General features: G+C 70.6%; 12 protein-coding genes. 9 read left to right on the top strand and 3 right to left on the bottom strand.

Annotated elements, in window-relative coordinates; translation table 11 throughout:
- The first annotated feature begins 63 nt into the window (after window positions 1-63).
- Window positions 64-720, top strand: coding sequence for a nuclear transport factor 2 family protein (locus AB0M56_RS22130; protein ID WP_364179078.1), 657 nt, complete (start codon window positions 64-66; stop codon window positions 718-720).
- Window positions 721-750: 30 nt separating this feature from the next.
- On the opposite strand, the gene AB0M56_RS22125 is transcribed toward AB0M56_RS22130, so the two are convergent.
- Window positions 751-1,443 carry an XRE family transcriptional regulator gene (locus tag AB0M56_RS22125; RefSeq protein ID WP_364179076.1) on the bottom strand — a complete coding sequence of 231 codons (693 nt, stop codon included), beginning with the start codon at window positions 1,441-1,443 and terminating at the stop codon, window positions 751-753.
- A 67-nt stretch (window positions 1,444-1,510) separates the two neighbouring features.
- Window positions 1,511-2,713: a metabolite traffic protein EboE gene (gene eboE, locus AB0M56_RS22120; protein ID WP_364179074.1), complete on the bottom strand. Its 1,203-nt coding sequence runs from the start codon at window positions 2,711-2,713 to the stop codon at window positions 1,511-1,513.
- A 292-nt stretch (window positions 2,714-3,005) separates the two neighbouring features.
- On the opposite strand from eboE, the gene AB0M56_RS22115 reads away from it, so the two are divergent.
- From AB0M56_RS22115 to AB0M56_RS22095, 5 genes are all read left to right on the top strand, one after another.
- The gene (locus AB0M56_RS22115; RefSeq protein WP_364179072.1) at window positions 3,006-4,067 is read left to right on the top strand and encodes a 2,3-butanediol dehydrogenase; all 1,062 of its coding nucleotides are present in this window, start codon (window positions 3,006-3,008) and stop codon (window positions 4,065-4,067) included.
- Window positions 4,068-4,174: 107 nt separating this feature from the next.
- Complete coding sequence (locus AB0M56_RS22110) at window positions 4,175-5,260, top strand: ABC transporter permease (RefSeq protein ID WP_364179070.1); 1,086 nt, start codon at window positions 4,175-4,177, stop codon at window positions 5,258-5,260.
- A gap of 12 nt (window positions 5,261-5,272) precedes the next feature.
- On the top strand, window positions 5,273-6,382 hold the full coding sequence (locus AB0M56_RS22105) for a substrate-binding domain-containing protein (protein ID WP_364179068.1): 1,110 nt from the start codon (window positions 5,273-5,275) through the stop codon (window positions 6,380-6,382).
- 10 nt (window positions 6,383-6,392) lie between these two features.
- Window positions 6,393-8,906, top strand: coding sequence for an ATP-binding cassette domain-containing protein (locus AB0M56_RS22100; RefSeq protein ID WP_364179066.1), 2,514 nt, complete (start codon window positions 6,393-6,395; stop codon window positions 8,904-8,906).
- Window positions 8,907-8,938: 32 nt separating this feature from the next.
- A complete protein-coding gene (locus AB0M56_RS22095; RefSeq protein WP_364179064.1) occupies window positions 8,939-10,063 on the top strand; it encodes an SDR family oxidoreductase in 1,125 nt (374 codons plus the stop codon).
- A 58-nt stretch (window positions 10,064-10,121) separates the two neighbouring features.
- On the opposite strand, the gene AB0M56_RS22090 is transcribed toward AB0M56_RS22095, so the two are convergent.
- Complete coding sequence (locus AB0M56_RS22090) at window positions 10,122-10,820, bottom strand: cupin domain-containing protein (RefSeq protein ID WP_364179062.1); 699 nt, start codon at window positions 10,818-10,820, stop codon at window positions 10,122-10,124.
- Between the two features lie 170 nt (window positions 10,821-10,990).
- On the opposite strand from AB0M56_RS22090, the gene AB0M56_RS22085 reads away from it, so the two are divergent.
- The 3 genes from AB0M56_RS22085 to AB0M56_RS22075 are packed head-to-tail and all read left to right on the top strand — an operon-like array spanning window position 10,991 to window position 14,210.
- A complete protein-coding gene (locus tag AB0M56_RS22085; RefSeq protein WP_364179060.1) occupies window positions 10,991-11,770 on the top strand; it encodes a glucose 1-dehydrogenase in 780 nt (259 codons plus the stop codon).
- Between the two features lie 59 nt (window positions 11,771-11,829).
- A complete protein-coding gene (locus AB0M56_RS22080) occupies window positions 11,830-13,215 on the top strand; it encodes a Xaa-Pro peptidase family protein (protein ID WP_364179058.1) in 1,386 nt (461 codons plus the stop codon).
- 14 nt (window positions 13,216-13,229) lie between these two features.
- Window positions 13,230-14,210, top strand: coding sequence for a zinc-binding dehydrogenase (locus tag AB0M56_RS22075; protein ID WP_364179056.1), 981 nt, complete (start codon window positions 13,230-13,232; stop codon window positions 14,208-14,210).
- Window positions 14,211-14,215 lie beyond the last annotated feature (5 nt).

The following is a 14,215-nucleotide window of genomic DNA, read 5'->3' as shown; positions in this document are numbered from 1 at the left end:
CGGTTTCCGGTCGGTGGAAACCGGCCGTCGACATTCCGCGCAGGGCGGGAAATGGTGGGGCGCATGCCTCTCCACAACGAGCACGACACCGACGGTTCGGCGAACGAACAGATCCGGAAGGTCGTCGAGGACTGGGCCCTGTACCGCGACTCCGCGCAGTGGGACAAGTTCGCGACGGTCTGGCACACCGACGGCTGGATGACCGCGACGTGGTTCCAAGGCCCGTTCACCGAGTTCATCGAGGTGAGCCGAGCGGCCTTCGACCGGGGCGGCCAGATCCTGCACTTCCTCGGCGGCTTCACGTGCGAGGTCGCCGGTGACCGGGCGATCGCCCAGACGAAGATGAAGATCGAGCAGCGGGCGCGGGTCCACGAGACGCTCGTCGATGTGACGTGCACCGGGCGGTTCTTCGACTTCTTCGAACGCCGTGACGGGCGCTGGGGAATCGTTCGCCGACAGCCGATCTACGAGTCCGACCGGATGGACGTCGTCGACCCGGCCACGACTCTCGACCTCGACTCGGCCGCGCTGGCGAGTTTCCCGGCCGGCTACCGCCACCTCGGCTACCTGCAGGAGGACAACGGCTACCGGGTCATGCGTGACCTCCCCGGGCTGCGCGGACCGGCGGTCGAGGTGCTCTACGCCGAGGGCTTGGGCTGGCTCGAGGGCTCGGCGACCCCGGGTGTCGTCCGCAGCGACGACCGCGGCGGCGCTTCGTGACGCTGCCGGGTCCGGCGCTTGCGGGTGGGTTCAGCGAGCCGGTTTCCGGCCGTGGACGAACCAGATCGCCTCGGCCGGGCCGTCGCCGCGGTTGGTGAGGCGGTGGGGGGTCGTCGAGTCGAAGGCGATGGAGTCGCCGGCGTGGAGCTGGTAGGTGTCGAAGGCCAGGGCGACTTCCAGCGTGCCGCTGATGATGTAGCCGTATTCGATGCCCGAGTGGCGGGTGAGCTTGTCGTCGGGGACGGAGCTGCCGTTGACTTCGTAGCGGACGTGCAGGAAGTCCACCGTGCTGTCGTGGATGGACGACAGCTGCTCCCACGTGACGCCGGAGTCGAGGACGAGCTGGCGCCGTTCGCCGGGGCGGAGCAGGGGGCTCTGCTGCTCCTCGGGACTTTCGTTGAGCTTCGCCAGCGCGCCGTGGAAGCTGTGCTTCTCGACGCCCGCCTCCGGTGCGGGCGCGGGCGGTTCCTCCGCCCCCGCACCGGCGGCGCTGCTGAACAACTCGTCGATGGAGACGTTGAGGGCGCTGCAGATCGCGTACAGGGTCGCGACCGAGGGCTGGGACTTGTTGTTCTCGATCTGCGACACGAACGCGGCCGAGTACCCGAGATCGCGCGCGAACTGGCGCAGCGACAGCCCGGACGCCTGCCGGCGCGCCCGCAGCTGCTCGCCGAGGTTCGCGGCCTCGGAGTGCTCCGCCGCCGGCTCGTGCTTCGCTGCCACGTCTCGCTCCTCGCGCCGTCGTTTGTCAGTGTTCACTATAGCTTGACGCTCTCGCCGCGAGAGCGGCTCAAGCGGTGAGCCGGTCGCGCACGAACTCCAGCTCCCGCACGACGTAGTCGGTGATGTCGCCGCTCTTGAGGTGCTCGGGCAGGACGTCCCAGGTGTAAGTCTCGATCTCCAGGTGCGACGACTGCGGCTGCGCGCGATGGCGGTCCAGGGCCTGTTCCAAGGCGAACCGGGTGGTGCGGAACGGGCCGAGGTCGTCGAGGAAGACCGGCACGTGGAAGTGGGTGCGCCATTCGCGCGCGCCGCCGGGGTCGCGGCGCCAGGCGGCGATCGCGTCGGAGAGGTTGAGGTGGCGGGTGACGGTGCCCTCGCGCAGCTCGGATGTCTGGCTCAGGTAGATGGTGCGGGTGAACCGCTCCAGCTCGCGCACCACCTCGTCGGTCACCTCGGGCACCCACAGCGCGGCGGCCTGCTGCAGCTTGAACACGGGCACGCCGGCGCCGGCGAGCAGGTCGAGCGAGGCGGGGATGTCGTCGAACTCCACGGCCTGGTGCCCGATGTCGAACACGATCCCGACGTGGCGGCGCAGGGCGCCGAAGGCTTCCGCGAGCGGCAGGTCGGCGAGGCCCGAAAGGGTTTCGGCCGCGGCCCGGGAGTACAGCCGTGAACTGAAGTAGCGGACGGTCTCCTCGATGGTTTCCAGGTAGCAGAACGGTTCCGGCTCGATCGCGAGCTTCACCCGCCGGCCGGTACGGCGTTCGAGGGCAACGAGGTGGGCGACGACGCGCAGGACGTTGCGGGTGAACAGCTCCACGTACGCCTCGCCGGTGACCTTGGGCCGGTAGGCGAGCGGCACGGTCTGGATGGTCGGCTCGACCCCGGCCGCGGCGATGTCGGCGAGCACGTCGGCCACGCGCGTGGTGTAGGCGACGCGCTCTTCGGTGCTCCAGTCCGGTTCGTACACGTTCTCCATCACCGAACGGCCCTTGAACGGCCCGTGCGGAAACGCGTTGACGGTGTAGACGTAGAGATCGTTGTCGGCCAGGTACTTCTTCAGCCGGTCACGCTCGGGGCCGTCACCTGCGAGTCGGTCGGCCGACGCGCCCGAGATCCGCAGTGACACCCCGAACGGCGCGTCGGGGGAGACCCGGCGCTTCACTTCGGGGACGTAGGTCTCGAGGCTGGCGCTCATCTCGTCCCAGGTGTCACCCGGGTGCACGAGGGTCGAATAGGACAGGTGGCCCAGACGCGTGCCGAGGTCCATGAGGTTCCTCCGGGGAAGGCGGCAGAGGGAGTGCCGGAAGTGCTGCGGTGACGCGCTGCAGCAGACGTTTGCTCGAAGTGAACAGTCCGAAACCCAGTGCTGTCAAGGACTGCTGCCTTTGACCTGCGTATCTGCCAAAGTTGTTAGTTGACTCTTGACTCACTGGCCGGTTCATTGTTCACTACCGCTGTACAGCGTCGTCGAACGGGAGTGAACCCGGCGAGTATCGACGCCGTGTCCACGCCCGGATCCCGGCTGCGCGGGTTTCCGGAGAACCTACGAGGAGTTCAGCATGCGCGCCGCGGTCTTCCACGACAAGCACGACATCCGGGTCGAGGACATCCCGGAACCGGCCGGGGTCGGCGCGCGGCAAGTGCGCGTCCGTCCCTACCTGTGCGGGATCTGTGGCACCGACCTGCACGAGTACGCCGCCGGGCCGATCGTCATCCCGACCAGCCCGCACCCGCTCTCGCACGCCGCGGCGCCGCAGGTGCTCGGGCACGAGTTCTCCGGGCAGGTGCTGGAAATCGGTACCGAGGTCACCGGCGTCCGCGTCGGCGACCGGGTTTCGGTGATGCCGCTGATCTACTGTGGACACTGCTACTACTGCCGCCGCGGGCTCAACCATCTGTGCCCGAGGATGGCCTGCACGGGACTGAGCTGGGACGGCGGCGGGATCAGCGAGCAGGTGGTGGTTCCGGAGCACCAGATCTCGGTGCTACCGGAATCGGTGTCGGACGTGCAGGGCGCGCTCGTCGAGCCTGCCGCGGTCGCCGCGTACGGCGTCGACCGCACCGGCTTCACCTCCGGCGACAGCGTCCTGATCACCGGCGCCGGGCCGATCGGCGCACTCGCCGCGCTGTACGCCCACGCGTCCGGAGCGGCACAGATCTTCGTGAGCGAGCCGAACGCGCGCCGCCGGGCCCTGCTCGAAGCGCTCGGGGTCGCGACCGTGCTCGACCCGCTGGCCGAGGACGTGCCGGAGGTGGTCCGCGCGCTCACCGGCGGGATCGGGGCCGACGTCGCCGCCGAGTGCTCCGGCTCGGAGGCCGGTCTCGCCACGGCGCTGGGCAGCCTGCGCTCCCACGGCACCGCGACGCAGGTGGGCCTGCACGTCCGGCCCGCCACGATCGACCCGATGGCGCTGTCGCAGCGCGATCTGAGCCTGGTCGGCACGTGGTGCTACCCCGTGTTCGACTTCCCGCGCATCATCTCGCTCGTCGCGACCGGCCGCTTCCCGGTGGAGCGCGTGCTCACCGAGGTGATCGCGGTCGACGACGTCGTCGCCGGCGGGTTCGACCGCCTGCTCGACCCCGAAGGCGACGCGCAGAAGCTGCTCGTCCAGGTCGGCTGACTCGGACCACCTGTGCACCACAACCGTTTCCCACTGTCCGCAAGACCTTTGTGGACACACTTCGTCCTGCCCTGCGACCCGGTGCGCTGCACCCGAGGAGCGATCCGATGAGCGACACGACAAGGGGTTCCGTGGTCGTCACACAGTCGGCCCCGTCGCCCGCCCCGGCTTCGGGGACCGACCGCCCGCCCGGCCGGCCGAGCCTCTGGCGGCAGACGACGGCGCAGCGTGCCTCGCGTGGCCTCGTGACGATCCTCGTCGCGACCGCGCTGCTGTTCCTCGTGAGCCTGCTGCTGCAGCCCGAGAGCCTGGGTCGCAGCTCGCTGCAGGGGATGCTGCCCTTCGCCGCGGTGCTCGCCGTGGTCGCGCTCGGGCAGACGCTGGTCGTGCAGCAGGCGGGAATCGACCTGTCGGTGCCTGGCACCGTGTCCTTGAGTGTGATCATCGTGACGCACTACCCCGCCGGTGACAACGGGAAGCTGCTCCCCGCGGTGCTGCTCGCCTACGGCGCGGCGCTGGCGGCGGGGCTGCTCAACGGCCTCGTCGTGAGCCGGCTGGGGATGTCGGCGATCGTCACGTCCCTGGGCACCAACGCGTTGCTGTACGCGGTGGTGCTCGGGATCTCGGGCGGCTCGCCGGTGACGACCACGGACACGCTGCACTCGCTCGTCACCGGCCGCTTCCTCGGCCTGCCCTACGCGGTCTACATCGCCGTCGTCCTCGTCGCGGTGACCGGCTTCGCGATGAAGCGCACCGTGCCGGGCCGCCGGTTCGAGGCCGTGGGTGACAACCCGGAGGCAGCGGGGCTGGCGGGCCTGCGCGTGCGACGCCACCAACTCGCCGCCTACGTCTGGGCGTCGCTGCTCTACGGCACCGCGGGCATCCTCCTGGCCGGCATCGTCACCACGCCGGGCGCGTTCCAGGGCGACACGCTGCTGCTGCCATCGGTCGCGGCCGTCGTGCTGGGCGGCACGTCCCTGCTCGGCGGCAAGGGCAGCCCGGTCGCCAGTGCCATCGCCGCCTTGTTCCTGTCCCAGCTCGACCAGTTCGTGCTGACGCTCGGCGTCAGCGCGGCGACGAACAACATCGTCCAGGCGCTCGCGCTCGCCGCGGGTGTCGCCGTCTACACCGTGAACTGGGCCGCCGTGCGCGGCTGGTTCCGCCGTGTCCCCGCTCCCCGGACCCAGCAGTAGGAAGGGTTTCCCATGTCTCCCCAGCCCCTTCGCCGGTCGTTGCTCGCCGGCTTGGCCTCCCTCGCCCTCGTCACCACCGCCTGCACGGTGGACGACGGCGGTTCGACCAGCGCCGAGGGCGGCAAACCCGCCAACGCGAACGCGCCGGCCTGGTGCGGTTCGAAGCAGGTCACCCTCGGCCTGGCCGACGGCTTCGGCGACAACAACTGGCGCAAGGTCACCACGGCGGAAGCCAAGGCCGAGGTCGCGAAGTGCCCCAGCGTCACGTCGTTCACCTACACCGACGGGCAAGGCAACACCCAGAAGGCCATTTCGGACATCCAGGGTCTCGTCGCCAAGGGCACGCAGGCGATCGTGGTCTTCCCGGACGCGGGCCAGGCGGTGCTGCCCGCCCTGCGCAGCGCGTACAAGGCGGGCGTGGTCACCGTGCCCTACCGGGTCAACCCGGGCGGGACGCCCGGCCAGGACTACGACGCGTTCGTGAGCACGAACTTCGAGCAGGCCGGGGTGCTGTGGGGCCAGTGGCTCGTGAAAGCGCTCAACGGCAAGGGCAAGGTCCTCAACCTCGGCGGCCCGGCCGCGAACTCGCAGAGCCTCGACGAGTACAAGGGCATGCAGAGCGTGCTCAAGGACCACCCGGGGATCCAGTTCGTCGGCACCACGCCGTACGAGGTGACCAACTGGGACGCCGCGCAGACCCAGCGCGTGATCACCGCGGCGCTGGCCAAGAACCCGGAGATCGACGCGATCACCACCGACTTCGGTGCCGCGCTGGCGAGTTCGTTCTCCGCGTTCACCTCGGCCGGGCGCAAGATCCCGGCGATCGCGACCGAGGACGCCAACCAGCTCGCCTGCAACTGGCAGCAGCAGAAGGACGCCGGCAACCCGTTCAAGCTGTTCACCGTCTCCTCGCAGAACGCGATGTCGCGCCTCGCGATCGACGTCGCGGTGGCCAAGGCGACCGGCGGTGTGGTGCCGAAGGACCTGGTGTACCCGCAGTCCGCGTTCGAGGACTCGATCTCCGGGCAGCCGCACCCCGTCACGTGCGACAAGGAGCTCCCGAGCGACGCGTTCGTGTCCAGCTCGCTGTCCAAAGCGGACCAGACCGCGGCCCTGAAGTAGGAGAGGAACCATGACCGAAGTTGCGGCACTGAGCCTCTCCGGGGTGTCGAAGAGCTACGGACCCGTGCGGGCACTGTCGGAGGTATCGCTCGACGTCTTCGGCGGCCGGGTGCACGCGCTGCTGGGTGAGAACGGCGCGGGCAAGTCCACGCTGATGGGCGTCGCGTCGGGCTCGACCCGGCCCGACGAGGGCACGATCACGGTGGCCGGCGAGCCGATCGCGGCCCTGACCACCGATCGGGCGAGCCGGCTCGGTATCGCGATCGTGCACCAGCACCCCGCGGTGCTGGCCGACATGACGGTCGCGGAGAACATCCGCCTCGCCGTGCCCGCCGAGCGGATGCCGGCCGGTACCCCGCGCGTGTGGATGGTGGAACTGCTGCGCCGGGTCGGTTCGGACCTGCGGCTGCAGGACCGGGTGGCCGACCTCGGCGTCGCGCAGAAGCAGCTGCTGGAGCTGGCGAAGGCCATCGCGCTGGAGCCGAAGGTGCTGATCCTCGACGAGCCGACCGCGCCGCTGGGCGCGGAGCAGACCGAGATCCTCTTCGACCAGGTGCGTCAGGCCACCGCCCGAGGCACGGCGGTCGTCTACATCACCCACCGGCTCGCCGAGGTGCGCGAGATCGCCGACGAGGTCACGGTGCTGCGCGACGGCAGGGCGCGCGGGCACTCGGCCGTGGCCGACCTCACCGACGACGAGATGCTGCGGTTGATCGTCGGGCGCGAGCTCGCCTCGGCGTTCCCGGAGAAGGGCACGGATCTGGCCGGCGCGAAGATCGCGCTGGAGGTCGAAGGCCTGTCCGGCGAGGGTTTCCACGACGCGCGGCTCGTCGCGCACCACGGGGAGATCGTCGGGCTCGCCGGCATCGTCGGCAACGGCCAGAGCGAGTTCCTGCGCGCGCTGGCCGGGCTGCGCGCGTCGACTGGGCGGATCGTGCTCGACGGCGTACCTCTGCGGGGCCGGGCCCTCGTGAGCTCGACCGCGTACATGCCGGCCGACCGCCACCGGGAAAGCCTGCTGCCGGCGATGTCGGTGCGGGAGAACGCGGCCGTGAGCGCGTTGCCCTCGTTCGCGGGCGGGGGAGTGGTCTCCGGCGAGCGCGAACGAGCAGGAGTGGACGCCGAGCTGGCCAAGCTCTCGGTCAAGACCGCCTCGCGCGAGACGAACGTGATGGCGCTCTCGGGCGGCAACCAGCAGAAGGTGGTGATGGCGCGCGCCCTGCTCGCCGCCCCGCGGCTGCTGCTGGCCGACGAGCCGACCCAGGGCGTCGACGTCGGCGCCCGGTCGGAGATCTACACGATCATGCGCGACATCGCCGCGTCCGGGGTGCCGGTGGTCGTGGTGTCGTCCGACGCCAAGGAGCTGGAAGGGCTCTGCGACCGGGTCGTGGTGTTCTCCCGTGGCCACGTGGTCGCCGAGCTCACCGGCGAGGACGTGACCGAGGAGAAGATCACCGGCTCGGTCGTCAACGCCACCACGCTGCGCAGGGACGAGCCCTCGGCGAAGAAGGCCGCGCCGGCCAAACCGGCTCCGTCGACCGGGCGGACCCCGATGGCCGAGCGCCTGCGCGACCTGGCCAAGGGCGACTACGCACCGAGCCTCGTGCTCGCGCTGGTCATCGTCGCGCTCGGCGGCTACACCTTCGCCCACAACGTGCGGTTCCTCGCGCCGTTCAACGTCACCTCCCTGCTGACCCTGCTCACCGCGCTCGCGTTCATCAGCCTGGGCCAGACGATCGTGATCATGACCGGCGGGATCGACCTGTCGGTCGGTCCACTCGCCGGGCTGCTCGTGGTGATCGCGTCGTTCTTCGTCACCGACGGCCACTCGCCACTCCTCGTGGCGCTCGCGTTCGTGATCATGCTCGTGGTGGCCGTCGGGTCCGGGGTGCTCAACGGGGTGCTGATCCGCTTCGGCGGGTTCACCGCGGTGGCCGCGACCCTGACCCTCTACATCGGACTGCAGGGCGTCTCCCTGCTGCTGCGGCCGTTCCAGGGCGGGTTCATCAGCACGTCGGTCACCGACGCGATCACCGCGACGGTCGGGTTCGTGCCGATCGCGTTTCTCGTGGCGGTCCTCGTCGCCGTCGGGCTGGAGCTGGCGCTGCGGTTCACCGCCTGGGGCCGCGGCCTGCGGGCGGCCGGCTCGAACGAGGGGTCCGCGCGGCGCCTGGGTGTGAAGGTGAACCGGGTCCACGTGCTGGCCTACATCGGCTGCGCCGTCCTGACGTTCTTCGGCGCGCTGCTGCTGATGGCCCAGATCGGCGTCGGCGACCCGACCCAGGGCGTGAGCTACACGCTCTCCAGCATCACCGCGGTCGTGCTGGGCGGCGCGAGCCTCGCCGGCGGGCGCGGGTCGTTCATCGGGACCCTGCTGGGTGCCGCGCTGATCCAGGAAGTGCTCAACGCGACGACGTTCCTGAACCTGAGCCAGAGCTGGCAGTACTTCTTCCAGGGAATCCTGATCCTCGTCGCGGCGGCGATCTACACCCGGGTGCGCCGCCGGACCCCGGCCCTGGTCTGAACTCGCACCACCCTCAGCAGAAAGAGGAGACAGTGACCGAAACAGCACTTGTCGTCGGGGTCACCGGCATCGCCGGGGCCGCGGTGGCCACCCGGCTGGTCGAACGCGGCTGGGCGGTGACCGGGGTGTCCCGCCGCAGCGAATGCGGCATCGCCGGAGTCCGCTCGGTCCGTGCCGACCTGGAGGACGCGGCCGCGCTGAGCGCCGCGCTCGCGGACACGAAACCGACGCACGTCTTCCTCACCGCGTGGTCGCGCCAGCCGACCGAAGCGGAGAACATCGACGTCAACGCGGGCATCGTGCGCAACGTGCTCGCGGCGGCCAGCGCGGGCGGCGCCGTGCGCCACGTCGCCCTGATGACGGGACTGAAGCACTATCTCGGGCCGTTCGAGGCGTACGCCGCCGGGGTCACGCCCGACACGCCGTTCCACGAGGACGAGGCTCGGCTCGACGTGCCGAACTTCTACTACGCGCAAGAGGACGAGCTCTTCGCGGCCGCCGAGCGCCACGGCTTCACCTGGAGCGTGCACCGGGCGCACACCGTCATCGGCCACGCCGTCGGCAACGCCATGAACATGGGGATGACGCTGGCGGTCTACGCGGCCGTCTGCCGCGAGACCGGGCGGGACTTCCGCTTCCCCGGCTCGGAGGTCCAGTGGAACGGCGTCACCGACATGACCGACGCCGGGCTGCTGGCCGACCAGATGGTGTGGGCGGCCACCGACGAGAACGGGCGCGACGAGGCGTTCAACATCGCCAACGGCGACGTGTTCCGCTGGCGCTGGATGTGGCCGCGCCTCGCGAAGCTGCTCGGCGTCACGCCGGCCGGGTTCGACGGCAAGCCCGCTCCGCTGGAGGAGCAGATGGCCGACGCCGCCGGAGTCTGGCGCCGGATCGCCGAGCGCCACGGGCTGCGCGAAGCGGACCTCACCCGCGTCGCCTCGTGGTGGCACACCGACAGCGACCTGGGCCGGCCCATCGAATGCCTCACCGACATGAGCAAGAGCCGCAAGGCCGGGTTCACGGGCTACACCAGCACACTGGACTCCTTCGCCCGGCTCTTCGAGACCTTGCGCGCGGAGCGGATCATCCCGCCCGCCACGCCCGAATCAAGCACAGTCGAATCAAGCACAGCGGAATCAAACGCCGCGGAATGAGCACAGCGGAATGACCACAGTGGACGCAATGCGCGGGACACGCGCTCCGGGCGCTCGGTCAGCGCTCGTCGCTCGTCGCCGGGAGCGGGTGGCCGAGCAGCTCGAACAGTTCGGCCGACGGCTCGGCGAGCCAGTCACGCGGGCGGCCGGAGCCGGTGCGGCCGACGACGAACCACAGCCCCCGCGCGAGCGCGCCGGTGTGGTTGACGTAGAGGTGCGGGCGCTCGGAGTGGAAGGAGAACGAGTCGCCGGCGCGCAGCACGTGCTCGTCGGACTCGAACCGCAGCGTGAGCTCGCCGTCGAGGAGGTAAGCGTGCTCCCTGCCCGGGTGGCGCATCAGCCCGCCGTCGACGGAGCTGCTCGCGCCGGGCTCGTAAGCCACCAGCAGCGGTTCGACCGACCGCGAGCCGTCGATCGCCAGGCGTTCCCAGCGCACGCCGTTGTCCATGTCCAGCACCGGGTTGTCGGCCGCGCGCTGGATGGTGGTGCCGGCCTCGCCGGGCTCGAGGACGACCGGGCGGCTACCGGGCCCCGTCGTCGTGCGGCGGCCGGCGACCTCGAGGCCGAGCACTTCGTCCAGCGACAGGCCCAGGTGGCTGACCAGCGTGTAAAGGGTGCTCACGGACGGTTGCGACTTGCCGGTCTCGACCTGCGACAGCAGGCTCGCCGAGAGCCCCGTGGCCAGGGCCACCCCGCGCAGGGTGCGCTTCTGCCTGATCCGCGCTTCGCGCAGGGCAGGGCCGATCCGGTCGTCCACGGTGCCGCTCCCGTTCCGTTCACGGCGCCATCGCCGACTGTTCACTCGATCATACGTTCGTGCGTTGTGGCTGTACACACGCCTGGGTGCGACCTGCGCAACATCCCAGATCGGCGGCGTTTCGTTCAGCGGGAGCGAACGTCGAGCGTCTCGACGAGAGGAGCGTGGCCATGCCGGCTCGGCTGACCGACAGGACCGTGGTGGTGACCGGCGCGGGCCGGGGGATCGGAGCCGCCCTCGCCCGGGGGATGGCGGCCGAGGGTGCGGCGCTGGTCGTCACCGACCGCGACGAGCCCGAAGCCGCCGCGGTGGCGCAGTCCATTCGGGACAGTGGCGGGCGCGCCGTGCACCGGCGCGTCGACGTCGTCGACCGCGAAGACGTCCGCGCCGCGATCGACCTCGCCGTGAGCGAGTTCGGCCGGCTCGACGCGTACTTCAACAACGCGGGGTTCAACGAGCCCGAGAAGTTCCTCGACATCACCGAAGCCGTGTGGGAGCGCATCTTCCGCGTCAACGCGTTCGGCGTCGTGCTCGGCAGCCAGGAGGCGGCCCGCCAGTTCATCCGGCAGGGCGGTGGCGGCAAGATCGTGAACACCGCCTCGATCGCCGGGCGCCAGGGCTTCGCGAGCTTCGCGCCCTACTGCGCGAGCAAGGCCGCCGTGATCTCGCTGACCCAGTCCGGCGCGCGGGCGCTGGCCGGCCACGGCATCACCGTCAACGCGTTCGCGCCCGGCGTGGTGCGGACCCCGTTGTGGGACAAGCTCGACCGCGACCTCGAGCGCATCGGGGAGGGCGACTCGGGGTTCGCCGCGATGGCCGGGGACATCCTCCTCGGCCGCCCGGCCGAACCCGAGGACCTCGTGCCCACGGCCGTGTTCCTCGCCGGCCCCGACTCCGACTACATCACCGGGCAGGTGATCCCGATCGAGGGCGGGATGGTCCTCGTCTGAGGCCGCTCCGCTCGTCACACGTTCCCGGCGGTCCACCGCCGCGGGGGAAAGGAAAACTCATGCCGATCGCCACGTTCGGGCCCAACGCCGTCGACTGGGAGACCCGGATCGACCACGAACGCCTGCGCACGCAACGCCTGCAGCGCCTGCGCGAGCAGCTGGACAAGTCGAGCCTCGGCGCCGTCCTCGCGTTCGACTTCGCCAACATCCGCTACATGTCCGCCACCCACATCGGCACTTGGGCCATGGACAAGCTCATCCGGTTCTCCCTGCTGACCCGCACCACTGACCCGATCGTGTGGGACTTCGGGTCCGCGGCCAAGCATCACGAGCTCTACAACCCGTGGCTCGCCACCACGACCGCCGAGGCCGACGCCGACCCGCACGCGCCACACCACGGCGCGGTCCGGCCGCGCGCCGAGTCCGGGGCCCGCGCCGGGATCTCCACGCTGCGCGGCGCGTTCCACCCGGACGCGGGCATCGCCGACGAAGTCGCCGCGAAGATCAAGCGCGAGCTGGAGAAGTTCGGGCTGCTCGGCGAACCGCTCGGCGTCGACGTGATCGAGCTGCCGATCCTCGCCGCCCTGCAGCGAGCGGGTGTCACGGTCACCGACGGGCAGCAGGTCTTCATGGAGGCCCGGCGCGTGAAGACCGCCGACGAGATCTCGTTGCTGACCCAGGCGGCCTCGATGGTCGACGCGGCCTACGACGACCTGTACCAGTTCCTGCGCCCGGGCGTGCGGGAGAACGAGTGCGTGGGGCTAGTCTCGAAGTCGCTCTACGACCTCGGTTCGGAGTATGTGGAGGGCGTCAACGCGATCTCCGGCGAGCGCTGCTCGCCGCACCCGCACGTGTTCTCCGACCGGCTGATCCGGCCCGGTGACCCCGCGTTCTTCGACATCCTGCACAGCCACCAGGGGTACCGCACCTGCTATTACCGCACGTTCGCGGTCGGTTCGGCCAGCCGCGCGCAGCGTGACGCCTACGTGCGGGCCCGCGAGTACATGGACCACGCCATCGCGCTGGTGCGCCCGGGTGCCACGACGGCGGACATCGTGTCGGTGTGGCCCACCGCGCAGGAATTCGGGTTCGCCGACGAGGAAGCCGCGTTCGCGCTGCAGTACGGGCACGGCGTCGGGCTGTCCATCTGGGAGAAGCCGATCTTCTCGCGCCTGGTCTCGCTCGATCACCCCGAGGTGCTGGAGGTCGGCAACGTGTTCGCGCTCGAGACCTACTGGCCCTCGGCCGACGGCATCGGTGCGGCCCGGATCGAGGAGGAACTCGTGGTGACGCCCGAGGGCTGCGAGGTGATCACCAAGTTCCCGGCCGAGGATCTGCTGGTCGCCGGACCCCGGTACATCGCCGTGAACGGCCCGCTGTCGACCGCGCGCGAGTCCCAGTCGCACCTCAACACCCCCGCCGGCCGCGGCGAAGCCACCGCCTGAGAAGGAGCGAGATCATGAAAGCCCTGAGGTTCACCGCGGCGGACACGGTGTCCGTCGACGAGTTGGAGGTGCCGCGGATCGCCGCCGACGAGGTGCTCGTCGCGGCCCGCTCGGTCGGCATCTGCCACTCCGACATCGAGCTGCTCGAAGGCCGGTACATCATCCCGTTCTCCTACCCGGTGATCCCGGGCCACGAGTGGTCCGGCGAGATCGTCGAAACCGGCGCCGACGTCACGGAGTTCGCGCCCGGTGACCGCGTGGTGGGCGAGTGCGTGATCGGCGACGACCACTTCGGCTTCTCGATCAGCGGCGCGGCGGCGGAGTTCTTCGTCGCCAAGCCCGCGTGGCTGCACCGGCTGCCGGATTCGCTGTCGTTCACCGACGGCGCGCTCGTGGAGCCGTTCAGCTGCGGTTACCACGCGCTGATGAAGGCGGGCAATGTCAACGCCAGCGACACGGTGGTGGTGTTCGGCGCCGGTCCGATCGGGCTCGGCGTCACCGCCGGTGCCGCGGCGCTGGGCGCTCGCACCATCACCGTCGAGCCCGCGCCCGGGCGCGCGGAGGCGGCGCGCAAGCTCGGCGCCGAGGTCGTGCTCGACCCGACGGCCGGGCCGATCGCGGAGCAGGTGGCCGAGGCGACCGGCGGCGTCGGTGGCACCGTGGTGATCGAGGCGACGGGGCGGCCGTCGGTGATGGCCGACGTGCTGGAGGTCGCCGCGCACGGCGCGCGGGTCGTGTACGTCGGCATCGACGTGGGCGGCAGCGCGCCGGCCGCGCTGGGTCTCATCCAGTCGAAGGAGCTGAGCATCCGCGGCATCATCGGTTCGCCGGGGGTGTGGCCGGAGACGCTGCGGTTCCTCGCCCGCGCCGGGCTCGACCTGTCCGACCTGGTGACCGGCCGGTTCCCCATGGAGCGGGCCGCGGCGGCGATCGCCGCCTCGCGCGACACGGCGAAGAACATCAAGGTGCACCTCGAGTTCAGGGCCGCGCGGTGACTCCG

The sequence above is a fragment of the Amycolatopsis sp. NPDC051372 genome (assembly GCF_040682095.1).
In the GTDB taxonomy this organism is placed as follows: Bacteria; Actinomycetota; Actinomycetes; order Mycobacteriales; family Pseudonocardiaceae; genus Amycolatopsis.
Note: the sequence above shows the minus strand (reverse complement) of the source record. Positions and strands in the feature narration are given on the sequence as shown.

What these genes read in the sequence shown, in the direction of transcription:
- AB0M56_RS22130 (WP_364179078.1), top strand. Translation starts at nt 64, where the DNA reads ATGCCTCTCCACAACGAGCACGACACCGACGGTTCGGCGAACGAACAG.
- eboE (WP_364179074.1), bottom strand. Translation starts at nt 2,713, where the DNA reads ATGGACCTCGGCACGCGTCTGGGCCACCTGTCCTATTCGACCCTCGTG.
- AB0M56_RS22115 (WP_364179072.1), top strand. Translation starts at nt 3,006, where the DNA reads ATGCGCGCCGCGGTCTTCCACGACAAGCACGACATCCGGGTCGAGGAC.
- AB0M56_RS22110 (WP_364179070.1), top strand. Translation starts at nt 4,175, where the DNA reads ATGAGCGACACGACAAGGGGTTCCGTGGTCGTCACACAGTCGGCCCCG.
- AB0M56_RS22105 (WP_364179068.1), top strand. Translation starts at nt 5,273, where the DNA reads ATGTCTCCCCAGCCCCTTCGCCGGTCGTTGCTCGCCGGCTTGGCCTCC.
- AB0M56_RS22100 (WP_364179066.1), top strand. Translation starts at nt 6,393, where the DNA reads ATGACCGAAGTTGCGGCACTGAGCCTCTCCGGGGTGTCGAAGAGCTAC.
- AB0M56_RS22085 (WP_364179060.1), top strand. Translation starts at nt 10,991, where the DNA reads ATGCCGGCTCGGCTGACCGACAGGACCGTGGTGGTGACCGGCGCGGGC.
- AB0M56_RS22080 (WP_364179058.1), top strand. Translation starts at nt 11,830, where the DNA reads ATGCCGATCGCCACGTTCGGGCCCAACGCCGTCGACTGGGAGACCCGG.
- AB0M56_RS22075 (WP_364179056.1), top strand. Translation starts at nt 13,230, where the DNA reads ATGAAAGCCCTGAGGTTCACCGCGGCGGACACGGTGTCCGTCGACGAG.